A 23,811-nucleotide genomic window follows, 5' to 3' on the forward strand; every position below is an offset into this window, starting at 1 on the left:
CAGTGACCTCTGGCAGGATCAACCAGAATTTGAAGTATGCACACTACTGATAAACTTGGGAGGAATTAGCGGTTACTGAACAAATTTCCGCATTGCCAATGCCAACGTCAGAACCAACCCGCGATTGTGCGGTCGTGTTGGGTCTCCATTTACAGGGAAACAATGTTTGTTTTGCAGATATTTAAACACTTGCTTCCTATTTCGGATTCGAGGATTTCGCCTCGAGTCTTCATACCCTTTGGATGCAGGGAATCGGCCAGAGCCGATGTTGCCTGCGCAGGACATAATGTTTGTTCTGCATCGCATATAAACATTACGACCCTGCTTCAGGTGTCGCGCCGGGAATTCATCGTTTTATTCCCGAACCGTGCCCGACGCATCCTGCGCCGGCGACACATTGTGCGAGAATATATGTGGAACTTCCCGACATATAAACATTGTCAACCCGCATCAGAACCCGGTCGAGACCGGGTCCCTCACAAGCAGTTGAAGTGACGCAGACCAGACCACCCCGACGGGGCTGCACGGTCTGACGCCAGGACAACACAGCCTTACTATGTAAGGCTCAATGTCATATAAACATTCCCCTGCCCCGTCGGATCCGAGCACCGGGCTCGAACCCCCATATTGATCGGAAGTATCGCCGATTCTGCACCTGAATGCAGAATTCAGGACGAGATTCACTCCCGATCCGACCATATGATGTTGACTCCGGGGGTATTTATACATTTACCCTGGACAGGGGCCGGAAGGCGTCAGACCGGCCGCAGATTCACCCGAAAATGCTGCTCCAGGGCCAACTATATATGCAGAGCGCGCGGGAGAATTGCCACGCGCGCAGGAGCGCGACACACTCACGCCAAAGGATACTCGCTAAAACAGCAATCCAGGCAAAGAGAGGAGGCGGAGTCTATGGCTCGCCCGCAGGGAGCGGGGCGCCCCCCGCACCTGCATCAAAACCTGCATCCCCGCCGGGAACCCGGTCGCCGATGTAGATCTCGCCGAAGAACTCGTCCTGCCAGAGAGCAAGTTTCCCCTCCAGCATCAGAAAGAGGAGCGGAATATACACCTCGCGCCGGCTCCGCCCCATCGCCGCGGAGAGAGCGTCGAGCGTCAGGACGCCGCCGCCCTGCATGGCGCGCCGGAACTCCCCCATCACGACGGATACCGAGTCCCGGTAGCCCTCGTCGTGCGCGACCGCCACCACATCGCCGGCGCTGAGATCGAGGTCCGGCTCCCGGACCGTGGGCGTCCGCCTCCGCTGCCGGCGGCGCTGCTCCTTCTCCGCGGTCTTGAGCTGCTTGATGAGCTCATAAAGCGTGACCGGCGGCCGCTTGCGCAGGCTCTTTCTCCCCAGGCGGCGCTGGATCTCCCGCTCCAGGCGCCCCATCGGCTCGCATCCGCCGTCCCCGGGCTCAAAGTCGAAGTCGGTGCAGGAGAATGCGTCTTCCTCCTCCTCAGAGAGAGATTCCTCATCCCCGTCACCGTCCCACCCATCGAGGTAGTCCGACTTCAACCGCAGCAGGCAGGCGGCATAAAAGAGCGTCCGCCCCGATACGCGCAGGTCGAGTTCCTTCCTCCGGTCGAGTTCGGCGAGGAACCGGTCCGTCACATCCACGATATCGATGTTCCAGGGATCGACTTCCCCCCGCTCGGCCATGCCGGCCAGGATCTCGACGGGCTCCTCATCCATTGTTCTGCACACCGGTCACGTAAGTGCTCTTGTCCGGGCGGATCGTCACGCCCACGATACGGTCGGCGCGCTCGATCATCGGCTTTCTGAGCGAGACGATGATCGACTGCGCGTTCCCGGTCAGATCACTGATCATCGCGGCGATCCGGCCGACGTTGCTCCCGTCAAGGAACATATCCACCTCATCGAGAGCGTAGAACGGCGCGGGCATATACTGCTGGATCGAGAAGATGAACGCGAGCGTGACGAGCGACTTCTCGCCCCCGGAGAGCGCGGAGAGGAGGTGGACCTTCTTGTCGCGCGGCTGGACCGCGAACGTCATCCCGCCGGCAAACGGGTCCTCCTCGTTGTCGAGGACCAGCCTCCCGCTCCCATCGGTCAACCGCGCGAAGATCGTGCGGAAGTTCGCGTCGATCGCGGAAAAAGCGGTTATGAAGGCCTCGTACTTCATCTTCTCGTAGCGCTCGATCCGTTCAAGGAGCATCGTCCGCTCCCGCGAGAGGACCTCTTTCTTCTCCGTCCGCTCGGCGACGCGCGCGCTGACCCGGTCGCACTCCTCGATCGCGAGCATGTTCACCGCGCCGATCTTCTTCAACGCGCGGTTGGCCTCCGCGAGCCCGGCATCGATGGCGGCAAGGTCAAGATCGGTCGTCACGTCCCCGGCCTGTTCCCTGAGCACCCCGAGCTCCACGAGAAGGACCCGCTCCCGCTCGGCGAGAGCATCGGCCTGCATCCGGACGCGCTCCATCGCGCCCGAGAGTTCGAGCGCCCCCCGGTCGAGCGCCCGGATCTCGTCGAGGATACGGTCGCGCTCGGCGTGCAGGCCCGCGAGCTCGTCGGAGAACTCCTTCTGGAGCGCTTCGAGCTGGACGATCTGGCGGTGCCGGTCCTCGATCTGCTCCTTTGCCGCCGTGATCTCGGCGTCGATCTCACGGTTCTTCGCCTCAAGACGGTCCCGCTCCGCCGCGAGCTCCTCGGTCCGGTTCGCGAAGTGCTGCCGCTCGCGCCGGACGTCGGCGATGTCCGCGTCCTTGTTCCGGAGCCGGCGCTCGAGATCCTCGACGGATTTGCGCAGCGACTCGTACTGCTCGGTGAGCGCGGGGACTTCGGTGTCGTCGAGTTTCTTCTTGAGGTCCTCGACCTCCGCCGAGAACCGCGCGATCTCGGCAGAGGTCCGTTCGAGATCGGTCTCGAGCCGCGCGAGCTCCTCGCCGCCGGTCTTCACGCCGTCGGCCATCTCCTGCAGGGTCGCGGCGAGAGTCTGCTGCTCTCCCGTAAGCACCTCGGTGCGCTTCCGGAACTCATCGACAAGCATCCGGTAGCGCGCGATCTGCTCATCGAGCCCGCTCCGCTCCGCCCGTTTCGCCTCCGCCGCCGTCGCATGCCGCCGGATGGATGCGTCGACCTCCGCCGCCTCGGCTTCGAGGCCCGCGAGGGCCGCGCGGACCCGCATGATCTCGTCGTCGACCGCCACCCCGAACCCGCGGACCTTCTTCACCTGAGAGCCACCCGTCATCGCGCCGCTCTTCTCGACGAAGTCCCCGTCCAGGGTGACCATCTTGTAGCGGCCCATCATCCGCCGCGCCCGCTCGAGAGTATCCACCACGACCGTCGCGCCGAAGACAACCCGGAACGCGCGGTCGAACGCCGGGTCGAACTCGAGCAGGTCGACCGCGTAGCCGACGATCCCGGGATCGGCTTCGAGCGGCTGGAGAACCGGGGGACGGAGTTTGTTGAGCGGGAGGAAGGTGACCCGGCCGAGACGGTTATCCTTCAGGTAGCGGATCGCGTCCGAGGCCACCGCATCGGTGTCCACGACCACCCACCGCAGCCGGCCCATCGCCGCCACGTCGAGTGCGGTCGCGTACTCCGGCGGCGCCCGGCCGAGCTGCGCGACGGTGCCGTGGACCCCGTCCATATCGAGGACGACGTCCATCGCCTTCCCGCCGGCATCGCCCTGGACCTGCTGCTGCGCCTCAAAGCGCATCAGGCTCTGCTGGTTCTCGCGGATCTCCTTCTGCAGCCGGTCGAGAGCGGACCGCCGGGCAAAGAGCGAGCTCTCGGCCTCGGAGAGGTCGCGCTCCACCTGCCGTTTCTGCGTCTCGCACCCGGCGAGACACGAGGCGTAGTCCGCGACCTGCGCCTGCTTGTTCGCGAGCTCCTCCTCGATCTGGCGGATGCGCGCGTCCAGGCGCTCGCGCTCGGAGGTCCGCATCCGGCTCTTCTCGATCAAGAGGTCCTGCTCGCGGAGGATCTTCGCGCGGAGCTCTTTCTGGCCCTCAAGATCCTGGAGCCTCGCGAAGAGCCGGTCCTTGATCCCCTCGACCTCCTTGCTCTCGCTTGCTATCCGCTCCTCGACCCCCTGCAGCTTCTCGCGCTGGCCCGATACCTCCATAGCGAGGTTCGCGCGGTCGATCGAGAGGTTGCGGATCTGCGTCGCGCACTCGCCGACCTTCGCCTCCGCGCGCCTGCTGTCCATGTAGACGCGCTGGAGCGTCTCGAGGTTCTCGCTCCGGCCGGAGCCCAGCCGCTCGATCGTCTTCTCGGCGAGCCGGATCGCGCTCCGGGCCTCCTCGAGGCGCCCGACGAGCGCGAGGTACTCAGGGCCGCTCTTCTGGCCGATCTCCGTGTCGACCGCACGCTGGCGCCCGCGCGCCTCGTCGATCCGTTTGCGGACGGCCTCATGCTCCGCGGCGGTGCGGCCCATCGCCGCCTGCTGCTCGAGCATGAGGGCGTGGAGGGTCTCGATCTCACCCTCCTTCTGCCGGACGAGCGCCGCCCCCCGGCAGCGGCCGAGGTGCTCCAGTTCGTCCTGCCACCGCCGGTACTCTATCGCCTGCTCGCGCTCGTGCTGGAGCGCGTCGAGCCTCGCCGTCAGTTCGGAGAGGAGGATCTCCTCGCGCTCGATCCGCTCCCGCACCACCTCGAGCTCCGAGAACGCCTGCTCGCGCTTGTGGTCGAACTCGGCGACGCCCGCGATCTCGTCGATGATCTTCCGGCGCTCCCCATCGCTCATCTCCATGATACGGGTGATATCGCCCTGCATCACGACGTTGTAGCCTTCGGGCTTGATCCCGAACTTGTTGAGGAACTCGATGACATCGCTCTGCTTGCAGAGACGGTTGTTGAGATAGTTGTAACTGTAGTACCCCGTCGGCGTCCGCTTGATCCGGCGGCGGATCGTCGTGCCGTCCGAGAACGTGACCGTCACCTCGGCGGTATCCTTCCCGGAGTTGACGTTGATCAGGTCCGTCAGCTTCTCGGCCCGCAGCCCCCGGGCGCCCGACAGGGCGAGGACGAAGAGGATGCTGTCGATGATGTTGCTCTTTCCAGAACCGTTCGGGCCTGAGACGACAGTAAATCCTTCAAAAAAAGGGATCTTCGTCTTTCTTGCGAAAGACTTGAAGTTGTCGATCTCAAGCTGCGTGATGTACAAGGATGAGACTCCCTTCGCTTACCGATCGAGATCGACCGTGTCATCCTCTTCGGCCTGGATGACGTCGTCCACCATACGCTTCTTCTGTTCCACGAAGAGCGTCCGGTCCGAGGGCTTGCTGCCGCTCTTCCCCCGCGCCTTAGCCGGTATGCTGCCGGTCCTGGTGCTGGCGACGATGTACTCCGAGGGGCGCCGCGGCTCCGGCCTTAAGGTCCCGTCGTTCTGCATGATCAGTTCGAGTTTCGTGCCCGGAGGAACGGGATCTGCCGGCTGCTGCTGCCTCTCCGCCGGGCGCGGGGATGCCCGGGGTTCGGCGGCACGCGCCGGGGCCGGCTGCGCCGCGGTGCGGGGCTCCGCCTGGATGGCGGGCGCGGGCTTGCGCTCCTCGGCCACCGGCTTCTTCCTGCGCTCCTCCGCCTCCCGCAGGAGTTTCATCATCACCGACTTGGCGTCGAGGACTTCCTCCGTCAGTCCCTTGACCAGGGCCTCGAGGTCGCGCACCTTCCGCTCCAGATCGCGCAGGCGCTCCTCCCCCGCCTCGATCGTCGCTGTCTCCACCGTCACCGCCGGCGGCTGCTCGTAATCTTTCATCTCCATCTCCTTCTCGCGCTCGGCGAGTTCTCGCTCAAGAAAACGTATTCTCGCATCCTTCTGCGCCATAAACTCCCTCAAATTAATCCTTGATAATAATTACGTAATAATATTCCTATAGATTCTCGAAATAAAGAAGTATTACATTGGATCCGGAGTCCGGCAGGAAAACCGCCGCGAGCCACAAGATCCGGAACGGCTATTGGCAAATCCTGCAAAAGAAAGAATATTACCTCACCGAAGCAACCTTTTTGTGCATGTCCAGTCTGGCAGACTTCGATCCGGAAGTCGCGGGCCTCATCGAGGAAGAGCGCCTGCGTCAGATAAACGGGTTGGAATTGATCGCCTCGGAAAACGTCGTCAGTAAGGCGGTTCTCGAAGCGATGGGTTCTATAATGACCAATAAATATGCCGAGGGCTACCCCGGCAAGCGCTACTACGGCGGCTGCGAGTTCCACGACGTCGTGGAGAACCTTGCGCGCGACCGGCTCTGCCGGCTCTTCGGGGCGGAGCACGCGAACGTCCAGGCGCACTCCGGCAGCCAGGCAAACCAGGCGGTCTACTTTGCCCACCTCAACTACAAAGACAAGATCATGAGCCAGAGCCTCACCCAGGGCGGCCACCTCTCTCACGGCTCGCCGGTCAACATCACCGGGCGCTGGTACTCCATCTTCCACTACGGCGTCGACTCTGAGACGGAGACGCTCGACTACGCGGCCATCGAAGATATGGCACGGATAGTCAAGCCGCAGATGATCGTCTGCGGTGCGAGCGCCTACCCGCGCGAGATCGACTTCAAGGCCTTCCAGGAGGTCGCGGACACGGTCGGCGCACGCTGCATGGCCGATATCGCTCACATCGCCGGGCTCTGCGCGACCGGATACCACAACTCCCCGGTCGGGGTCGTCGACACCGTGACGACGACGACGCACAAGACCCTGCGCGGCCCCCGCGGCGGCGCCATCATGTGCAGCAAGGAAGACGCCCAGGTCATCGACAAGTCCATCTTCCCCGGCATGCAGGGCGGCCCCCTGATGCACGTCATCGCCGCGAAGGCCGTCTGCTTCAAGGAAGCGCTGACCCCCGCGTACAAAGACTACTGCGGCCAGGTCGTGAGGAACGCACGGACGATCGCCGACGTCCTCGCAGGCGAAGGGCTCGACCTCGTCTCCGGCGGCACCGACAACCACCTCATCCTCCTCGACCTCACAAGCGTCTCCACGAACGGCGAGCACCTCACGGGTCTCGCGGCCGAGACCGCGCTCGGCGAGGCGGGGATCACCGTCAACAAGAACACCATTCCCCGCGAGCAGCTCAGCCCCTTCGTGACGAGCGGGCTCCGGATCGGCACGCCGGCCGTCACCTCCCGCGGCATGAAAGAGGAGGAGATGAAGCAGATCGGCCACTGGATCGCCCGGGTCGTCAAGGATATCGCGAGAGACAAGACCTCGAAGAAGGCGATCGCCGAAGTGAGGGAAGAGGTTATTGCCCTCGCGAGCAAGTATCCCCTCTACCCTGAAGTAGCATGATACTCGATGGAAAAGCAGTCTCTGAAAAGAGGCTTGAGATCCTCAAAGAGAGGATAGAAGAGTCGGGGCTCTATCCGCGCCTCGCCACCGTCATCGTGGGGGCGGACCCCGCATCACAGATGTATGTCCGGATGAAGCACCGGGCGTGCGAGCGCGTCGGTATCGGGTCCATCGGGATCGAACTCCCGGAGGACGCCTCGACGGAGCGGGTGCTCGAGGCGGTCAACCGCCTCAACAACGACCCCGACATCAACGGCATCCTGATCCAGCTCCCCCTCCCGCCGCAGGTGGACACCACCCGCGTCATCGAGGCGGTCGCACCCGACAAGGATGTGGACGGGTTCCACCCCTGCAGCCTCGGCAGGCTCCTTGCCGGGAACCCGGTCTTTGCCCCCTGCACCCCGCAGGGGATCATGACGATCCTCGAAGAGTATAAGATCCCGATCCGGGGCAAACGTGCGGTCGTCGTCGGCCGGAGCATCGATGTAGGGCGCCCCATGGCCGCTCTGCTCCTGAACGCCGACGCAACCGTCACCATCTGCCACTCTAAGACCGAGAACCTGGCTGAAGAGATGCGGAGAGCCGATATCCTGGTCAGCGCGGTCGGGAAGGCGAGGTTTGTCGGGCCGGAGATGGTGAAGGAAGGCGCGACGGTCATCGACGTCGGGATCAACTACGACGAGCAGGGCAAGCTCTGCGGCGACGTCGACTTCGATGCGGTGAAGGATCGTGCGGGAGCGATAACGCCGGTCCCCGGCGGCGTCGGCCCCATGACGATCGCAACCCTGATGGAGAACACGTTCAGGGCAGCCAAGTTGAGGACATGCAACGGTACTGCACGGTAAACCGCCTCCGGATCGGCGGCGGCGCTCCCGCCCGCCTGATGGGTGTCATCAACTGCAGCCCCGAATCGTTTTACCGGGGCTCCTACACTCCGGCCGGTGGGGTTCACGACCGGGCAGTTGCCATGCTTGAAGCGGGCGCCGATCTGATCGACCTCGGTGCGCGGAGCACGGCGCCGGGGTCTCCCCCCCTCACCGTCGCCGAGGAGGCGGCGCGGGTGGACGCGGCGCTCGCCGAACTCGACGGGACCGGGATCACCCTCTCGGTGGATACCCGTTATCCCGAGGTGCTCGAGGTCTGCCTCCGCCACGACGTCCACGCGGCAAACGATATCTCCGGCCTCTCCGACGAGCGCTACGCGATGCTGGTCGCCGATGCCGGCCTCCCGGTCTTTGCGATGGCGAGTTGCAGGGAGCCCGGCGACCCCGTCGGCCTCGCCGCAACGATGGAAGCCCTCGGCACGGTTGTGGAGCGGTGCGCCCGCTCCGGTATCGATGAATACGTTCTCGATCCCGCCGTCGGCAGATGGACGCCTTCGCGGACGAGCGAGGACGACTGGGAACTCTGCAGGAACTTCTCCTCGTTTCTGGCCTTCGGCCGCCCGGTGCTCGCCGCGGTCTCGCGGAAGACCTTTCTCGGCGACCTCCTCTGCAGGGGACCCGACGAGCGGCTCGCGGGAACGCTCGCGCTCACGACGATGCTCCTCGATGCCGGGGCAGCCGTCGTCCGGAGCCATGATGTTGCCGAGACCAAAGACCTCTTGCGGGTCTACGAGAAGATGAGAAGAGTATGACACCACCATCGTTCTCTGTATACGGGCTTGCGACCCCCCTGATTCATGCCGGCGACGATGTCGCGGCGCACCTCTTTGAAGCCGCCGGACGCTCGGAGTGCCGGGGGCTGCGGGACGGGGATATCGTGGTCGTCGCCGAGTCGCCCGTCGCCACCGCCGAAGGGCGGGCGGTCAGGCTCGCCGGGATCGAACCGTCGGCAGAAGCCCTCCGGCTCGCCGAAGAGTACCGGATGGACCCCCGCGTCGCCGAAGTGGTCCTCCGCGAGAGCGACCGGGTCGTCGGCGGGATACCCGGCTTCCTGCTCTGCATGAAGGGCGGGACGCTCCTCCCGAACGCGGGGATCGACGCCTCGAACACCCCCGAGGGTTTCGTCCTCCCGCTCCCCGCCGACCCCGACGCTTCCGCCGCACGGATACGCGCGGCACTCAGGGAGCGGTCGGGAGCGGACGTCGGGGTCATCGTCATCGACTCGAGGACGCACGCAATGCGCCTTGGGTGCAGCGGGGTCGCCATCGGCTGTTCGGGCATCCCCTCGGTGGTCGACGAGCGCGGGAAAAGAGATCTCTTCGGGCGTGAACTTGAGGTCACGAAGCGGGCGGTGGCCGACTGTATCGCCTCGGCCGCCGAACTCGTGATGGGAGAGGCGGGAGAGTGCGTCCCCGCGGCCCTCGTGCGGGGAGTCGGCCTTCCCATCGGCGACGATTACGCCGGGGTCGCCACGATCGACGCTTCAGAGTGTCTCTTTATGGGCGTCGCGCTCCACACGGACCCGGCCCTTCTCGTCGATGAGGAGAGAGATTCCCAGGCTCTCTAAAAACTCCCGGCTCTTCCTCCCTTTTCCGTGGATGAGGATCTCGACGAGGTCTTCCTTCTCATCGATATCGGTCGACATCCGAAACGAGTCGATCACGTCGACGGAGAAGTTGCACTCGGCGGCGATCCGGAGGTGGTCAAGGAAGCTTGCGCCGTAGAAGTCGGCGTGGAAGCACTTGGGTTTCTTCAAGAATATGGCGTTCGTCCCCCCGCCCCGGCCGGGCACGATGGCCATATCCTTCTCGGTCCGGATCAGCCGCTGGATGTCCCCGGCAGTCACCAGGGCAAGGTCGGCCATGATGATGAGCGCCGGGCAGTGGAACTGCGCGAGCGCCCAGTTGATCGCCTCGTTCAACGACTCCTTCCGGACGGCGATGAGCGCGTCGTCGTGTTTGAAGGGGTGCGTGCAGAGCAGGGTGGCGCTGCACCCCGACTTCAGCACGGAAGCGATCACATCCTCAAGCATCGCCCGCGCAAACGCCTCCCGCTCCTCCTGGTTGAGGATGCAGGAGAGCCGGGTCTTCGGGTTTACCGGCTTAAAAGGGATGAGCGCGTGAAAGTACATCGTGAAACGGTTGTCGGGGCTGTATCAAAAAAGCATCGTTTCCCATGTGACGGAGGAGACCCGGACCGGGCTCTGTAGAAAACCCCCATCGGCACCCGGCCATTTATCGGAGAGGTTGCAAAGCACTTCCGGAGAGACATCTGTACACAGGAGCTCGCGCCTCTTCACCCACCTCTTTCTCGACCGGTGCCATCCGGAGTAGCGTGAAGCATCCCCAGAGGAAACCCGGCCCCGAAGGTTCATCTGGAGGGGGGCCGACATATACCCATGCACCGCCGCGTGATCACGTTTTCAAGGAACGTCTTTCTTCCGCTGACGACGGTCTGCATCAACCGTTGCGGTTACTGCTGCTTTTGCACCCCCGTCGGGGAGGGGTGCATCGTGCCCCCCGCCGAGGTGCTCCGGACGCTGGAGGCGGGCACCGCTCTCGGCTGCACGGAGGCGCTCTTCACCTTCGGGGAACGGCCGGGCGCGGTGCCCGGCTTTGATGCCGAACTTGCGAAGATCGGCTACGCGGATATCCTCGACTACGTCTACGACCTCTCCCTCGCCGCCATCGAGCGCGGGCTCCTGCCGCACACCAACGCCGGCATCCTCACCTACGCCGAGCTCGACCGGCTCCGCGAGGTGAACGCGAGCATGGGGCTGATGCTCGAGACGACCGCCGACGTCCCGGCACACCGGAACTCCCCCGGAAAGGACCCGGCCGTCCGGATCGAGATGATCGAGAACGCCGGGAGACTCTCCATCCCGTTCACGACCGGGCTCCTGCTCGGGATCGGCGAGACGATGGAGGATCGCGAAGAGTCGCTCCGGGTCATCCGGGACCTCCACCGCCGATTCGGCCACATCCAGGAGGTGATCGTCCAGAACTTCTGTCCGAAGCCGGGGACGGCGATGGAGGGCGCACCGGTGCCGGGGACCGGGGAGATCTGCGCGACGATCACCCTCGCCCGCGAGATCCTTCCCCCGGACGTAGCGGTCCAGATCCCCCCGAACCTCATCGACGCATCCCGCCTCGTCTCGTGCGGAGTCAACGATCTCGGCGGGGTCTCGCCGCTCACGATCGACTACGTCAACCCCGAGCACCCCTGGCCGCAGATCGAGGAACTCCGGAGGGTTGCCGGGGATGCAGAACTCCGCGAACGGCTCTGCATTTACCCGCAGTATATCGAGAAAGAGTGGTATTCCCCGCGCCTCGCACCCCTGATCCGCCGCCTCGCCGGGAGGCTCGCGGCGTCCGGCGGGGCCCGCGGAGCATAACCTCATCATACATACCGGACAACACATATCCGGAGATTTGGCCCATGAAACAGGTTGACCTCCTCTACACAGGGAAGGCGAAATCCGTTTACCGCACCGACGACCCGGAAGTATACATCATGAAGTTCCGGGACGACATCACGGCGTTCGACGGCGAGAAGAAAGATACCCTGGGCGGCAAGGGGAGCTACAACGCGGAAGTCTCCTCTTTCTTCTTCAGGTACCTGGAAGAGAACGGAATAGAGACCCATTACCTCGGCAGCATCGAGCCCGCCACCTTCGCGGTGCGGAACCTTGAGATGATCCCGCTTGAGGTGATCGTCAGAAACGTCGCGGCCGGGTCCATCGTGCGCAAGTACCCGTTCAAGGAAGGCGACCGGCTCGACCCGCCGGTGATCGTCATCGACTACAAGAGCGACGCTCACCACGACCCGATGTTGAACGACGACCTGATCTACGCGCTGGATCTCGTGACACCCGAGGAGCTCGACCAGATCAAGGCCATGGCGCTCACGGTGAACGATGTGCTCTCAGAGTACCTTGATGCGCGCGGCATCATCCTGGTCGACTTCAAACTCGAGTTCGGCAAGTATAACGGGAAGATCGTCGTCGGCGACGAGATCAGCATGGACTCGATGCGGCTCTGGGACAAGGAGACCCGGGCATCCCTCGACAAAGACGTCTACCGCTTCAACAAGGGGGACGTCATGGAGACCTACGCCGGGGTGGCGAAACGTATACTTTCACCGCCGCGCGAAGAGTCCGCATGAAGTATACCGTAGCCATCACCATCGCCCTCAAGAAGGGCATGCTGGACCCCGAGGCGCGTGCCATCCGGCACGCCCTCCAGAACCTCGGCTTTCCGACCGAAGACCTGAGCACGGCAAGGCTCTTTAAGATCGCGCTCGACGCGGCGGATGCGGATGCGGCCCGCGAGGTTGCCGGGCAGATCTGCGAGCGGCTTCTCGCAAACCCGGTCATCCATCGCTACACGATCGAGGTTGAGTGAGGCATGAGGTTTGCTGTGGTGCAGTTCGGCGGGAGCAACTGCGACCGGGATACCCGCCATGTCCTTTCGGACGTCTGCGGGGTCGATACGGACCTCGTCTGGTATAAGAACGGCCTCTCCCGGTCCTACGACGCCGTGGTCCTCCCCGGCGGGTTCTCCTACGGCGACTACCTCCGGGCAGGGGCCATCGCCGCCCGGACGCAGGTCATGAAGGAGATCCTCAGGCACGCGAAGAGCGGAGGACTGGTGCTCGGCATCTGCAACGGTGCGCAGATCGGTTCCGAGGCCGGACTGGTCGACGGCACCTTCACGCTGAACGCCTATCCGAAGTTCATCTCGCGGCACGTCCACCTCCGCGTCGAGAACGCCGACTCCCCGTTCACCGCGCTCTACCGGGAGGGCGAGGTCATCCGGGTCCCGATCGCCCATAAGGAGGGGCGGTACGTCGCCCCTGAGGAGACGCTCGGCCGCCTCAACCGCGAGGGGAGGGTCGCGTTCCGGTTCTGCGACGAGTACGGCAACACAACGCCGGAGAGCAATCCGAACGGCTCGGCGGAGAACATCGCCGGCATCCTCTCGGAACGAGGAAACGTCCTCGCGATGATGCCGCACCCGGAACGGGCGAGCGAGCCCGTGCTGGGATCGGCGGACGGAATCAAGATATTTAAGTCGATGATAACCTATATCGAAGAACACGGGCACCGGAGAATGACGCACCAGGAGTTTCTGCCATGACTGAAGAGGGAATCGAAGAAGCACGGAGCAGAGCGAAACAGCTCGCAAAGGAGAAAGGCTACATTCTGAACGTCGACGATCGGCAGCTCGAGGCCGTCCTCCGCGGGCTCGCCCGGAACCAGGAGCGGTTCGGGGCGGCGTACTGTCCCTGCAGGCTCCGGAGCGGAGACCCCGAGAAGGACCGGGTCATCGTCTGCCCCTGCATCTATCACGAGAAAGAGATCGAAGAGAACGGGTCCTGCCACTGCAGGCTCTTCTTCAAGAAGAAGTCCGAGTAACCCCATTTTATCCCGCGGGGATGCGCTGCACCCCCGGGCCGGGATTGCTGTCGCCCTGTGCGATGCACTCGCATGCCTGACGGGAGCTCGCGCGAAGGCGCGAAGTGCGACTATCCGTAGGATAGGAACTCGAGCACCGTCTGGTGCGAGGGCGCGAAGTTGGTCCGGATACTGGAAGACTCACCCCGGCACCCGGCATCACTCAAAACCGTTTTGCGTTCTCTCAAGAGTTGCTTATCTCTTAAACGATCTCCCGTGCCGCAGAGCGCTGTAGACCGCGTAAAACCCGACGATCACCGCGAAAACGTAGCCCAGCACGGCGAGGAGCGAGATGTATTCGGGGATCGGGAGCTCGGCAATCCGGAGTATCAGCGACGAGCCCACGACGATAGCGCCGACGACCACCGCGACGATGATCTTGTCGCTCGTCCGGTCGATGACGTTGACGATCTCGGTGAGGTCGCGTTCCTCGAGCTCGATCGTGACCGTCCCTTCAGAGAGGGTCTTTAGCGTCTCGTTCACGTTTCCGGGGATGGCGAGGAGACCCTCGGCCGCACCGATGATCGACTGCACCGCACCCGTCACGTTATCCGCGGAGAGCCGTTGCGCCGTAGCGATATCGAGGAGGTACGGCCGGATCCTCTGGTCGAAGTTGAACGCCGGGTCGAGCCGGATGCCGATGTCCATCACCATGACGATCACCTTCATCATGATCATCAGGGTCGGCGGCACCCGGATACGGTACCTGCGGAGGGTATCGGTCAGGCCCCGGATCGCCACCCCGAAGTTCACCTGCTCGATCTTCGTCTCCCGGTAGTCGAGCAGGACCACGTAGAGATCGTCTTTCACAGCATCGAGCACCGCCGGGTCGATCCGGACGTCGAGTTTCTTGAGCGCCGCGATCACCCCGGCGACGTCCGTCTGGCTCATGGCGAGGAGGAGGTCCACGAAGACCCGCCGCCGTTCCGGGCGGAGGACACCGATGATGCCGTAGTCGAGGAAGACGATCTCGCCCTGGCGCGTCACGAGAAGGTTACCCGGGTGGGGGTCGCCGTGAAAGAAACCGTCGACGAAGATCTGCTTGACGTAGGCCTCAAACCCTGCCGCGGCGACGTCCTCGGGGAAGAGGCCGAGGGCCCGGATCGCCTCCACGTCGTCGATACGGACTCCTTCGACGTAGTCCATCGCGAGCATCGAAGGCCCCGATAAATTCCAGTGGATGCGGGGGATCCTCACGCACGGCATCTCCGCGAGGTTCCGCTTGAGGCGCTCCGCGTTCATCCCGTCCTGGGTGAAGTCCAGCTCGCGCCGGATCTGGGTCGCGAACTCGTCCACCATCCCCTGCAGGTTGTAGACCCGCAGGTCGGGGAAGAGCGTGTCCGCCCGCATCGCGAGCGACCGCAGGATCTCGAGATCGGTCTCGATCAGGTCGACGATCCCCGGACGCTGCACCTTGAGGGCGAGAACCCGGCCGTCTCTCGTCACGGCGCGGTGCAACTGCGAGAGCGAGGCCGCCGCGACCGGCTCCGCCTCGATGATGTCGAAACATTCCTCGAGGTTTCTGCAATGCCGCGCGATCACCGGCCGGATCTCGGCGTAGGGGACCGGGGCGACCCGGTCCTGGAGCCTCTGCAGTTCCTCGATCATCTCGGGCGGGAGAAGTTCCCGCCGGGTACTCATGATCTGGCCGAACTTGACGTAGGTGGGGCCCAGCTCCTCGATGGCGAGCCGGATACGCTCGTACACCGACCGCTCGTCCTTTTGGGCTCTGCCGAGCCCCCGCAACCGTTCTCCCCCGGGGATGACCTCCTCGGCCAGGATCCCGAAGCCGTATTTGACCAGCACATCGGCGATCTGCCGGTAGCGCTGGAACCGGGTGACCATCGGGGATGAATCGGCACTCCCGGTACTTAATGGGTTGGTGAGACCGGTTCATCCGCGGGCAAGGGACTTCCAGGGGTAGGGGACGGCGAGGAAGAGCGGGACGGCAAGGGCGATCGCGATCGGGATCGTCAGGAGGCCGGCCGAGAGCGTGGTCATATCGGCGATCCACCCGGTCGCCGCGACCCCCATCCCGCCCACGCCGACCGCAAGGCCGAGCATCAGGCCGGAGACGAGCCCGACGTTGCCGGGGGCTATCTCGTGAGCCATCGCGACGGTGACGGCAAAGGTCGACCAGAGGATGAACCCGAAGATCATCAGCGCGACGAGGGAGACAACGCCGCCGGCGGTGAGGAAGACGACGAACGGCGGGACGGCGGCGACCAGTCCGACGATCGTGTACTCCTTGCGGCCGTAGCGGTCGGAGAGTATCCCGCCGACCACCTGCCCCACGACCCCGAAGACGAGCATGGCCGAGACGAGCAGGTTCGCGGTGACGAGGTCGACCCCCCGCAGGGTGAGGATGGTCGGCAGGTAGGCGACAGAGCCGAAGATCGCCCACGCCCGGAGGCCCGAGGCCGCGACCAGGAGGGCGATCGCCCGGTAGGCGGGCCGTTCCGTCCGGGCGGCGGCCACCGGGGCCTTGAAGTGCTCGGGAGGCGGGAGGACCCGCCGGAGCACCACGGCCATCACGATGCCGGGGATGACCAGGACGACGAGGCCCGGAAGACCCATGAGCCCGACCGCGACCCCGGCGCAGATGGGACCGATCGCGTAGCCCATGTTGCCCCCGATGACGAAGTAGGAGGTGAGCCGGCCACGGTTCGCGTCTTTGACCAGGCGGCTGACGGTGCCGAGCGCGCTCGGGTGGAAGAAGGCGTGGCCGAGCGCTGCGATCGCGACGGATACGAGGACGAGCGCGTAACTGTCGAGGAGGCCGACGATGGAGATGAAGATCGCGCTCAGGAGCACGCTCGTGCTGATGTGGAAGGCGAACCCCCGGGTGTCGAAGAGCCAGCCGACGAGGGGCTGCGTCATCGATGAGGTGAGGTTGTAGACCGTGACGATCAGCCCTGCAAGGAAGAACGAGTAGCCCTGGTCGGCGATGAGGAGCGGGAGGATTGCAGGAAGGACCGGCGAGTAGAGGTCGGTCACCAGGTGGGCCGCGGAGAGCCCCCAGACCGGTTTTGTATTATCAGTCACGAATGTCAGATCCGCCGTAGATGTATGACCTCAACCGTGATATCTACTCGCTCCTTGCGGTGATGGGCAAACGTCCGCTTCATCGGGAACGCGCACCGGATCACCTCCTCGATCGCCGCCCGGCCTTCCGTGTAGGCGGCGACGAACGGGGTCGAGCCCTCGTTGAAGATACCGTAGACCTCGCCCGCGATCTCGAGCGCGAGGTCGATGAACGGCCGGTCGGCATGAGCCTTCTGCGCCCCGAACGGCGGGTTCATCACGACGGTGTCGCAGGAGAGGGGGGGCCGGTCGAGGTTCGGGCTCCGGATGTCGGCGACGAGGAACTCGATCTCGACGCCGAGCGATCCGGCGTTCCGCCGGGCGACGGCTATCGCGGCCGGGTCGATGTCCACCCCCGTCACCGCGGAGGCGCCGAGAAGAGCGGCGCCGCAGGCGAGGATCCCCGTCCCGCAGCCGAGGTCGCAGACCCGGCAGTCCTCGATCGCCCCCTGCATGGCGGCGTGGTGGAGGAGGCGGGCCGCCACCGGCGCCGGGGTCTGGTACTGCTCGAGCCGGGCCGTCGGCCGCTCGAACCCCTCGAGGCGTTCGAGCTGCATCTCGAGTTGCCGGAGGTTCATGGTGCGAGGTACTCGTCGATGGTATAGTCGTCCCAGGCCCGGACCCCGCAGAGGATCTCGAACTCCGGCGGCGTCAGCACCGGGACCGGGAACCGGATCTGGTCGTCGTAGGCGAGCCGGGGACAGGCGGTGTTCACGTAGGCCGCAAAACCGAGGTCGAGCATCTCGGCGGGGGAGACCTCCCGCATCGCGACCAGGACCGCCTTATCGGAGAGGGCGACGAGCCGCCGGGCGAGGTCCATCCGCCGCTGCCCGCTCTTGGTGCTGACGATGACGCCGAAGTTCGCGGCGCCTTCCGCCTTCGCCATCACTGCAGCACGGCGGCGGACCAGGCGGTCGGCGTCCACTTCCTGCGCCTCGCCCGTGTAGGGGTCGAGCGCCACCACCCGGGCCCGCGTCGCGAGCCGGATGCCGATCGGGTGAAAGACCCCGGTCCCGACGAAGAGGACCTCGTCGGCCCCCGTCGCCCGGGCGGCGGCGAAGTTGCAGCCAAGGACCTGACCCGCGAGCGGTGTCCGGCCGTCCCCCGGCGAGACGGCCGCCTCGATGCCGTGGTCGCGGAGAAATTCCGTCATCGCGCCGATCAGGTGGACGTGCTGGACGGTCGTGACGAGGCCGATCCGGCGGCCGTGGAGGAGAGGAAGGGCGTTCTCGAGCACCTCGACGTCGAAGTCGAACCGGACGGGCTCGTAGATGACGTCCGGCCGCGCTTCGACGGGTGCGTGGCCGAAATGGACCAGGACGTCCGCGAACGCGAGGGCGTCGAGCGCGAGGTCGCAAGCCCCATAGCAGGGGTCCCCGCTGACGATCACCTCGAAGCCCTCGCGGCGGAGGGCGGCGGCCGTCGCCGGCGCCTGGCGTGCAAGCCCGGCGGGGAACTGGAGGGCGACCGACCGCGCCCCCCGTTCCCGGAGTCTCCCGACGATCTCAGAAACAGGTATCAACGACACGCACCCGCGTCTCGGAGACCTCGATCTTGACCAGGACCTTGAGCGGCCGGCCGATCTCCTCGTCGCCCCGGCCGACGACGACGCAGATATCGGCGATCTCGGCACCCGTGCTCTCGATCGCGCCGATCAGGGCCCGCATGGTCCCTCCGGTGCTGCAGACGTCGTCGACGATCACGACCCGGTCGCCCGCCTCGATGCCGTTCAGGTAGAGTTCTCCCTTCGAGTAGCCCGTCGTCTGATGGACCGCGACCTCGCCGGGGAGGCCGTAGGGGCGTTTCCGCACGACCACGAGCGGGATATCGGTCATCAGCGAGAGTCCGACGCCGATGTGGATCCCCATCGCCTCGCAGACGACGATCTTGTCGACGCCCTCAAGGTCGAGGCAGCGCACCATGGCGCACCCGATCTCGCGGAGGAGGTCGGGCTCGAGGAGCGGCACCCCGTCGGTGATCGGGTGGATGAAGTAGTTGTACTCTCCCCGCTTCGTGATCGGGGAGGCTTCCAGGGACTGAATAAGACGTTCAAGCATGGGTATCACTCATATCGTTCAGGAATGCCTCGATGACGTCGCGGGTGACGTGGGGCATGCAGACGATCCGCATGTGCCCGCCCCGCGTCCGCGAGACACGCCAGCCGGCGGGCGGATTCTCACAGGAGAACGTCGCCACGTTGACGTCGGGAGTCACCGCCCGCGGGTAGCCGAGCGTCTCCATCCCCTCGATGAGCCGGCGGCAGTTCTCCATGCACCCGGAGACCACCGCCCGCATCCCGTCCATCCCGAGATACTCAAGGACGGCGACGGCCGCCGCGACCGAGGCGCCGGGCCGGGTGCCCGCGAGGGTGCACTCCTGCTTCACCGTCAGGTAGGGCGTCTCGACGTTGAGACACGAGAAGTGGTTCGGGTCCCGGGCGAGGAGGCAGCCCGCCGGGATGGTGCTCATCCCCATCTTGTGGGGGTCGACGGAGATCGAGGCGACGCCGGGGAGACTGAAGTCGAACGGCGCGGGGTTCTCGAGGAACGGGACGACCATCCCGCCGAAGGCGGCGTCGATGTGGAGGAAGACGTCGCGGTCGAGGGCGATCTCCGAGAGGGCGGCGATGGGGTCGATCACCCCGTACTCTGTCGTCCCGACGATCCCGACGATGCAGACCGTGTTCTCATCCACAAGGCCGGCCGCCGCCTCCGCGTCCATCCGGTACTCCGCATCGAGCGGTGCGACCCGCATCTCGAGCCCCAGGATGTCGCAGGCCTTCTGGAACGAGAAGTGGCCGGAGGCCGGGACCACCACGTTCGGGAATTTCACCGGTTTTACCTTCTTCGCGATCCGGAAGGCCTGGATGTTCGACTCTGTCCCGCCGGAGGTGGCGTAGCCCCCTGCACCGGGGTGGTGCATCAGGGTGCCGAGCCTCCTGACGAGGAGCTCCTCGAGCGCGACGGTTCCCGGGAAGAGTCCCGGGTCGCCGAGATTGGTCTCGAGGAAGAGGGCGTGCGCCCGCGCCGCGACCGGGTGGGGCGGGGTGCACATCGAACTCAGGATGTTACGGTAGCCGAGGTCCTCCTGCCGCTTCGACAGGAGGAAGGAGAAGAGATCTTCCTCAGGACACCCAGACTCACGCATTTCTTCTCGCCGCATCAAGAAGGATCTGCCGTTCTTTCCGCGCTACGGCCTCGCGGATACGGGGGATCGCGTCGATGTTCGCCGAGACGCTGCTGATCCCCTGCCCGACAAGCCAGGTCACCATCTTGGGGTCGGAGCCGGCCTGGCCGCAGATGGAGCACTCGATGCCGTGCTTCCGGCAGGCTTTGATCGCGTAGGCGATCAGTTTGAGCACGGCGGGGTGCTCGGGCTCGTACATGTCCGCGACGTTCTCGTTGTTCCGGTCGATGGCGAGCGTGTACTGGATGAGGTCGTTCGTCCCGAAGGAGGCGAACCGGATCCCGGCCTTTATGAAGTCCTCGACCAGGATGGCGCTGCTCGGGATCTCGATCATGACGCCGAGGGTCGCCGTCTCCACGTCGACACCCCACTCCTGCATCATGTTCCGCGCCTGGACGAATTCCCTCGGGTGGTTGACCATCGGGAACATCACGCCGAGGTTCTCGTAGCCCGCGGCCCAGAGCCTCTTGAAGGCCTCGATCTGGAGGCGGAACTGGTCGGGGCTCTGGAGGTCGCGGCGGATCCCGCGCCAGCCGAGCATCGGGTTGTGCTCGATCGGCTCGTCGTGGCCGCCTTCCATGTTCCGGAACTCGTCGGTCGGAGCGTCGAGCGTCCGGACCCAGACGGGTTTGCCCGGGAAAGCGTCGAGGACGGTCTTGATGCCGCCGTAGAGCTCGGCGATGAACTCCTCTTCCTTCCCGTTCTCGATATACCAGCCGGGGGTCTTGTTCAGGCCGAGGATGAGGTGCTCGATCCGGAGGAGGCCGACGCCGTCCGCGCCGGTGGCTGCGGCTCGCTGTGCGGCCTCAGGCAGGGAGACGTTCACCTTGACGAGCGTCCCGGTGATGACCGGGGCGGGCGCTGCCGCCACAACTGCCGGTGCGGCCGCCGCCGGGGCCTCGACCGCTCCCTCGTAGATGGTGCCCTTCTCGCCGTCGACGGTGATGATCATTCCGTCCTTCAAGACCTTGGTCGCCTTCTTGGTCCCGACGACCGCGGGGGTGCCGAGCTCGCGGCTCACGATCGCCGCGTGACAGGTCATCCCGCCCTCGTCGGTGACGATGGCGCTGACCCGGCGCATCGCCGGCACCATGTCAGGGTTGGTCATCTTCGTGACCAGGATGTCGCCGTCCTTGACGGCGCTCGTGTCCTTGACGTCACGCACGATCACGACCCGGCCGCTCGCGATGCCGGGGGAGGCGCCCTGGCCTTCCACCAGCACCACGCCGAGGGGACCTTTCTGCTGTCCCGCGGACCCGTTACGGGGGATCTCCGGCCGCTTGATCGTCGTGATCGGCCGGGACTGGAGGATGAAGACGTCGCTTTCGACGATCGCCCACTCGACGTCCTGCGGGACGCCGTAGTGGTCTTCGGCGATCTTACCGAGCGTGGCAAGCCGGGATACTTCCGCGTCGGAGAGGACCGGGGCGATCCGCTGCTCGGCGGAGAGTTCGACGGTCTTCGTCCCATGCCGGCCCTCCGGCACGATCATGATCTCCTTCTCGGCGATCAGGCGGTCGACCACCCGGCCGGAGCGCAGGTCAAAGACGTAGTTGTCGGGGGAGACGCTGCCTGAGACGACGGCCTCTCCGAGTCCCCAGGAACCCTCGACGATCGTCAGGGGCTCGCCGGTGACGGGATGGGAGGTGAACATGACGCCGGACTTCTCCGACCGGATGAGCTCCTGGACGACGACGGCGATGTTCACGCTCCGGTCGTCGAACCCCTGCTTTGCCCGGTAGTAGACGGCACGCGCGCCATAGAGCGAGGCCCAGCAGCGCTGGACCGCATCGAGGAGGTCCTCTTCACCGAGAATATTGAGAAAAGTCTCCTGCTGACCGGCAAAACTGGCGTCAGGCAGGTCTTCGGCGGTGGCGCTCGAACGGACGGCGACGACCGTTCCATCGGCACCCATCCGGGTGTATGCATCGGTGATCTCTTCGCGGATGTGATCGGGCATCTCGACGCTCATCACGAGGTCCTGCGCTTCCTTCGAGACGGACTCCAGCGCTCCGTTGTCGTCGACGTCGAGGCGCTCCAGCCGGCGGAAGAGCGTCGTCTCGATCCCGGTCTCAACGAGGAACTTGCGGAATGCCTGGGCAGTCACCACAAACGCTTTCGGCACGGGGAGACCAATCGAAGTCATCTCGCCGAGAGATGCCCCCTTTCCACCTACGGAGGGGATATCTTCCTTTTTAATTTCTTCGAGCCACAGAACGTTGGGCATTTCCTTCATGCTCGCACCACACATATACTTCTCACCATTACATAAAAGATTTCGGAGGAAAAAGCATCAATACACATGATGTCGAATCAGATATGGGTTGAACTGTGAAATATAGAGTGCTGGTCAGCGACCCGCTGGCAGATGAAGGGATTGACATCCTGAAGGGATTTGCCGATGTGGATGTCAACACCGGGCTGACCGAGGATCAGCTCGTTGATATCATCGGGAATTACGATGCCCTCCTGGTACGGTCGGGCACCGAGGTTACGGCGCGTGTCATCGACGCGGGGTCGAAACTCAAGTTTATCGGCCGTGCCGGGGCAGGGGTCGACAATATCGATACCGAGGCGGCGACCCGCAGGGGGATCATCGTCGCGAACGCTCCCGAAGGCAACACCCTCGCGGCCACGGAGCACACGATGGCCATGATGCTCTCGCTCGCGCGCAACATCCCCCAGGCGACCGCGTCCTTGAAGAAGGGCGAATGGAAGCGCTCGAAGTTCATGGGCGTCGAGCTGAACGACAAGGTCCTCGGCATCATGGGGTTCGGGCGTATCGGGCGCGAGGTGGCGAAGCGTGCTCAGGCTATGGAGATGAAGTGCATCGCCTACGACCCGTTCATCACGAAGGAGCGTGCGGCAAGCCTCGGTGTCGAGACGGTGCCGCTCGATGAGCTCTTCCGGAGAGCGGACGTCATCACGGTCCACACGCCGCTGATCAAGGAGACGCGCCACGTCATCAACACCGAGACGATCGCCACGATGAAGGACGGCGTCCGGCTGATCAACTGCGCCCGCGGCGGGATCATCGACGAGCAGGCGCTCGCGGACGCGATCGCGAGCGGCAAGGTCGCCGGTGCGGCGCTCGACGTCTTCGAGAACGAGCCCCCGACGGACTCCCCGCTCCTCGGCCTCGATAAGGTCATCGTCACCCCGCACCTCGGCGCAAGCACGGTCGAGGCGCAGAAGAACGTCGCGATATCGGTCGCAAACCAGTGCATCAGCGTCCTTGAGGGCGGCGCGGCGAAGTACGTGGTGAACGCGCCGATGATCCCCGCGGAGCAGCAGGCACTCGTCGAGCCGTACGCAGTCCTCGCGCAGAAGATGGGGAGCCTCCTCATCCAGCTCACCGAAGGAAGGCTCGAGTCGCTCGAGATCACCTACGGCGGCGAGGCGGCAGCCCTGCCGAACACGAAGTTCATCACCCGCGTCATCTTAAAGGGTCTGCTCGACCCGATCCTGCAGGTGCCGGTCAACATCGTGAACGCGGAGTTCGTCGCGAAGGAGCGCGGCATCCGGCTGAGCGAGACGACGACGGAGGAAGCCCAGGGATTCCGGAACATCATCAACATCACCGCCAAAACCGACAGGATGACCGAGTCGGTGAGCGGGAGTGTCTCGGGCCCGAACCGCGCGCGGATCGTGAGCATCGGCGGCTACATGACCGACCTGACCCCGACCGGCCACGTCGTCATCTCCCGCCACACCGACAAGCCGGGCGTCATCGGCAAGGCCGCGACGATCCTCGGCCGGGTGAACGTGAACATCGCCGGGATGCAGGTGGGACGCCACAAGCCCGGCGAAGAGGCGTTGATGGTCCTGACGGTCGATTCCGCGGTGCCGGCCGACGCGATGGCGGAGATCAGGAAGATCGACGGCATCCAGACGGCAAAGCACGCCAAGATCTGATCGGCCCGGCCACCACCCCCCTCTTTGCAGCGCGTGCC

At 64.8% G+C, this 23,811-nt stretch carries 21 protein-coding genes; 10 read left to right on the top strand and 11 right to left on the bottom strand.

Features of this window, described 5'->3' with window-relative positions; translation table 11 throughout:
• Positions 1-910: 910 nt before the first annotated feature.
• Genes F8E02_RS00005 through F8E02_RS00015 form a run of 3 tightly spaced genes read right to left on the bottom strand, consistent with a single transcriptional unit; the run spans position 911 to position 5,789 of the window.
• Positions 911-1,693 carry a ScpA family protein gene (locus F8E02_RS00005; RefSeq protein WP_317063316.1) on the bottom strand — a complete coding sequence of 261 codons (783 nt, stop codon included), beginning with the start codon at positions 1,691-1,693 and terminating at the stop codon, positions 911-913.
• Entirely contained in the window at positions 1,686-5,129 is a 3,444-nt protein-coding gene (gene smc, locus F8E02_RS00010) for a chromosome segregation protein SMC (RefSeq protein WP_317063317.1), read from the bottom strand. Before smc ends, F8E02_RS00005 begins: the two co-directional genes overlap by 8 nt.
• 18 nt (positions 5,130-5,147) lie before the next feature.
• Positions 5,148-5,789 carry a DUF7518 family protein gene (locus F8E02_RS00015; RefSeq protein ID WP_317063319.1) on the bottom strand — a complete coding sequence of 214 codons (642 nt, stop codon included), beginning with the start codon at positions 5,787-5,789 and terminating at the stop codon, positions 5,148-5,150.
• A 188-nt stretch (positions 5,790-5,977) separates the two neighbouring features.
• On the opposite strand from F8E02_RS00015, the gene glyA reads away from it, so the two are divergent.
• The 4 genes from glyA to cofE are packed head-to-tail and all read left to right on the top strand — an operon-like array spanning position 5,978 to position 9,700.
• The gene (gene glyA / locus F8E02_RS00020) at positions 5,978-7,249 is read left to right on the top strand and encodes a serine hydroxymethyltransferase (protein WP_317063321.1); all 1,272 of its coding nucleotides are present in this window, start codon (positions 5,978-5,980) and stop codon (positions 7,247-7,249) included.
• Positions 7,246-8,094: a bifunctional methylenetetrahydrofolate dehydrogenase/methenyltetrahydrofolate cyclohydrolase FolD gene (folD, locus tag F8E02_RS00025; RefSeq protein ID WP_317063322.1), complete on the top strand. Its 849-nt coding sequence runs from the start codon at positions 7,246-7,248 to the stop codon at positions 8,092-8,094. Before glyA ends, folD begins: the two co-directional genes overlap by 4 nt.
• Complete coding sequence (gene folP / locus F8E02_RS00030) at positions 8,073-8,885, top strand: dihydropteroate synthase (protein WP_317063324.1); 813 nt, start codon at positions 8,073-8,075, stop codon at positions 8,883-8,885. Before folD ends, folP begins: the two co-directional genes overlap by 22 nt.
• Entirely contained in the window at positions 8,882-9,700 is an 819-nt protein-coding gene (gene cofE / locus F8E02_RS00035; RefSeq protein ID WP_317063326.1) for a coenzyme F420-0:L-glutamate ligase, read from the top strand. The genes folP and cofE overlap by 4 nt, the downstream gene beginning before the upstream one ends.
• Here the strand turns inward: cofE and cofC are convergent.
• Positions 9,617-10,264: a 2-phospho-L-lactate guanylyltransferase gene (gene cofC / locus F8E02_RS00040; protein WP_317063327.1), complete on the bottom strand. Its 648-nt coding sequence runs from the start codon at positions 10,262-10,264 to the stop codon at positions 9,617-9,619. The genes cofE and cofC overlap by 84 nt on opposite strands.
• Positions 10,265-10,531: 267 nt before the next feature.
• Between cofC and cofG the strand changes: the two genes are divergently transcribed.
• The 5 genes from cofG to F8E02_RS00065 are packed head-to-tail and all read left to right on the top strand — an operon-like array spanning position 10,532 to position 13,549.
• Complete coding sequence (gene cofG, locus F8E02_RS00045) at positions 10,532-11,527, top strand: 7,8-didemethyl-8-hydroxy-5-deazariboflavin synthase CofG (RefSeq protein ID WP_317063329.1); 996 nt, start codon at positions 10,532-10,534, stop codon at positions 11,525-11,527.
• Positions 11,528-11,571: 44 nt separating this feature from the next.
• Positions 11,572-12,297: a phosphoribosylaminoimidazolesuccinocarboxamide synthase gene (purC, locus tag F8E02_RS00050; RefSeq protein WP_317063331.1), complete on the top strand. Its 726-nt coding sequence runs from the start codon at positions 11,572-11,574 to the stop codon at positions 12,295-12,297.
• Complete coding sequence (purS, locus tag F8E02_RS00055; RefSeq protein WP_317063333.1) at positions 12,294-12,536, top strand: phosphoribosylformylglycinamidine synthase subunit PurS; 243 nt, start codon at positions 12,294-12,296, stop codon at positions 12,534-12,536. Before purC ends, purS begins: the two co-directional genes overlap by 4 nt.
• A 3-nt stretch (positions 12,537-12,539) precedes the next feature.
• Complete coding sequence (gene purQ, locus F8E02_RS00060) at positions 12,540-13,271, top strand: phosphoribosylformylglycinamidine synthase I (RefSeq protein ID WP_317063335.1); 732 nt, start codon at positions 12,540-12,542, stop codon at positions 13,269-13,271.
• Complete coding sequence (locus F8E02_RS00065) at positions 13,268-13,549, top strand: ferredoxin-thioredoxin reductase catalytic domain-containing protein (protein ID WP_317063337.1); 282 nt, start codon at positions 13,268-13,270, stop codon at positions 13,547-13,549. The genes purQ and F8E02_RS00065 overlap by 4 nt, the downstream gene beginning before the upstream one ends.
• Before the next feature lie 234 nt (positions 13,550-13,783).
• On the opposite strand, the gene F8E02_RS00070 is transcribed toward F8E02_RS00065, so the two are convergent.
• Genes F8E02_RS00070 through ppsA form a run of 7 tightly spaced genes read right to left on the bottom strand, consistent with a single transcriptional unit; the run spans position 13,784 to position 22,094 of the window.
• Positions 13,784-15,433, bottom strand: coding sequence for an ABC1 kinase family protein (locus F8E02_RS00070; RefSeq protein WP_317063339.1), 1,650 nt, complete (start codon positions 15,431-15,433; stop codon positions 13,784-13,786).
• Positions 15,434-15,481: 48 nt separating this feature from the next.
• A complete protein-coding gene (locus tag F8E02_RS00075) occupies positions 15,482-16,633 on the bottom strand; it encodes an MFS transporter (protein ID WP_317063341.1) in 1,152 nt (383 codons plus the stop codon).
• Positions 16,634-16,638: 5 nt separating this feature from the next.
• Complete coding sequence (locus F8E02_RS00080; RefSeq protein WP_317063343.1) at positions 16,639-17,250, bottom strand: METTL5 family protein; 612 nt, start codon at positions 17,248-17,250, stop codon at positions 16,639-16,641.
• Positions 17,247-18,200 (bottom strand): diphthamide biosynthesis enzyme Dph2, encoded by a 954-nt coding sequence (dph2, locus tag F8E02_RS00085; protein ID WP_317063345.1) that lies wholly within the window; start codon positions 18,198-18,200, stop codon positions 17,247-17,249. The genes F8E02_RS00080 and dph2 overlap by 4 nt, the downstream gene beginning before the upstream one ends.
• Positions 18,178-18,729: a hypoxanthine/guanine phosphoribosyltransferase gene (hpt, locus tag F8E02_RS00090; protein WP_317063347.1), complete on the bottom strand. Its 552-nt coding sequence runs from the start codon at positions 18,727-18,729 to the stop codon at positions 18,178-18,180. Before hpt ends, dph2 begins: the two co-directional genes overlap by 23 nt.
• Complete coding sequence (gene mfnA, locus F8E02_RS00095) at positions 18,722-19,819, bottom strand: tyrosine decarboxylase MfnA (RefSeq protein WP_317063349.1); 1,098 nt, start codon at positions 19,817-19,819, stop codon at positions 18,722-18,724. Before mfnA ends, hpt begins: the two co-directional genes overlap by 8 nt.
• Entirely contained in the window at positions 19,812-22,094 is a 2,283-nt protein-coding gene (ppsA, locus tag F8E02_RS00100; RefSeq protein ID WP_317063351.1) for a phosphoenolpyruvate synthase, read from the bottom strand. The genes mfnA and ppsA overlap by 8 nt, the downstream gene beginning before the upstream one ends.
• Before the next feature lie 95 nt (positions 22,095-22,189).
• On the opposite strand from ppsA, the gene serA reads away from it, so the two are divergent.
• The gene (gene serA / locus F8E02_RS00105; protein WP_317063353.1) at positions 22,190-23,773 is read left to right on the top strand and encodes a phosphoglycerate dehydrogenase; all 1,584 of its coding nucleotides are present in this window, start codon (positions 22,190-22,192) and stop codon (positions 23,771-23,773) included.
• The last annotated feature ends 38 nt before the right edge of the window (positions 23,774-23,811 follow it).

Source organism: Methanoculleus caldifontis, assembly GCF_032842345.1.
Lineage (GTDB): Archaea > Halobacteriota > Methanomicrobia > Methanomicrobiales > Methanoculleaceae > Methanoculleus > Methanoculleus caldifontis.

What these genes read in the sequence shown, in the direction of transcription:
- ppsA (WP_317063351.1), bottom strand. Translation starts at nt 22,094, where the DNA reads ATGAAGGAAATGCCCAACGTTCTGTGGCTCGAAGAAATTAAAAAGGAA.
- folD (WP_317063322.1), top strand. Translation starts at nt 7,246, where the DNA reads ATGATACTCGATGGAAAAGCAGTCTCTGAAAAGAGGCTTGAGATCCTC.
- F8E02_RS00080 (WP_317063343.1), bottom strand. Translation starts at nt 17,250, where the DNA reads ATGAACCTCCGGCAACTCGAGATGCAGCTCGAACGCCTCGAGGGGTTC.
- hpt (WP_317063347.1), bottom strand. Translation starts at nt 18,729, where the DNA reads ATGCTTGAACGTCTTATTCAGTCCCTGGAAGCCTCCCCGATCACGAAG.
- purC (WP_317063331.1), top strand. Translation starts at nt 11,572, where the DNA reads ATGAAACAGGTTGACCTCCTCTACACAGGGAAGGCGAAATCCGTTTAC.
- purS (WP_317063333.1), top strand. Translation starts at nt 12,294, where the DNA reads ATGAAGTATACCGTAGCCATCACCATCGCCCTCAAGAAGGGCATGCTG.
- mfnA (WP_317063349.1), bottom strand. Translation starts at nt 19,819, where the DNA reads ATGCGTGAGTCTGGGTGTCCTGAGGAAGATCTCTTCTCCTTCCTCCTG.
- cofE (WP_317063326.1), top strand. Translation starts at nt 8,882, where the DNA reads ATGACACCACCATCGTTCTCTGTATACGGGCTTGCGACCCCCCTGATT.
- F8E02_RS00005 (WP_317063316.1), bottom strand. Translation starts at nt 1,693, where the DNA reads ATGGATGAGGAGCCCGTCGAGATCCTGGCCGGCATGGCCGAGCGGGGG.
- folP (WP_317063324.1), top strand. Translation starts at nt 8,073, where the DNA reads ATGCAACGGTACTGCACGGTAAACCGCCTCCGGATCGGCGGCGGCGCT.
- F8E02_RS00015 (WP_317063319.1), bottom strand. Translation starts at nt 5,789, where the DNA reads ATGGCGCAGAAGGATGCGAGAATACGTTTTCTTGAGCGAGAACTCGCC.
- purQ (WP_317063335.1), top strand. Translation starts at nt 12,540, where the DNA reads ATGAGGTTTGCTGTGGTGCAGTTCGGCGGGAGCAACTGCGACCGGGAT.
- cofC (WP_317063327.1), bottom strand. Translation starts at nt 10,264, where the DNA reads ATGTACTTTCACGCGCTCATCCCTTTTAAGCCGGTAAACCCGAAGACC.
- glyA (WP_317063321.1), top strand. Translation starts at nt 5,978, where the DNA reads ATGTCCAGTCTGGCAGACTTCGATCCGGAAGTCGCGGGCCTCATCGAG.
- F8E02_RS00065 (WP_317063337.1), top strand. Translation starts at nt 13,268, where the DNA reads ATGACTGAAGAGGGAATCGAAGAAGCACGGAGCAGAGCGAAACAGCTC.
- cofG (WP_317063329.1), top strand. Translation starts at nt 10,532, where the DNA reads ATGCACCGCCGCGTGATCACGTTTTCAAGGAACGTCTTTCTTCCGCTG.
- F8E02_RS00070 (WP_317063339.1), bottom strand. Translation starts at nt 15,433, where the DNA reads ATGGTCACCCGGTTCCAGCGCTACCGGCAGATCGCCGATGTGCTGGTC.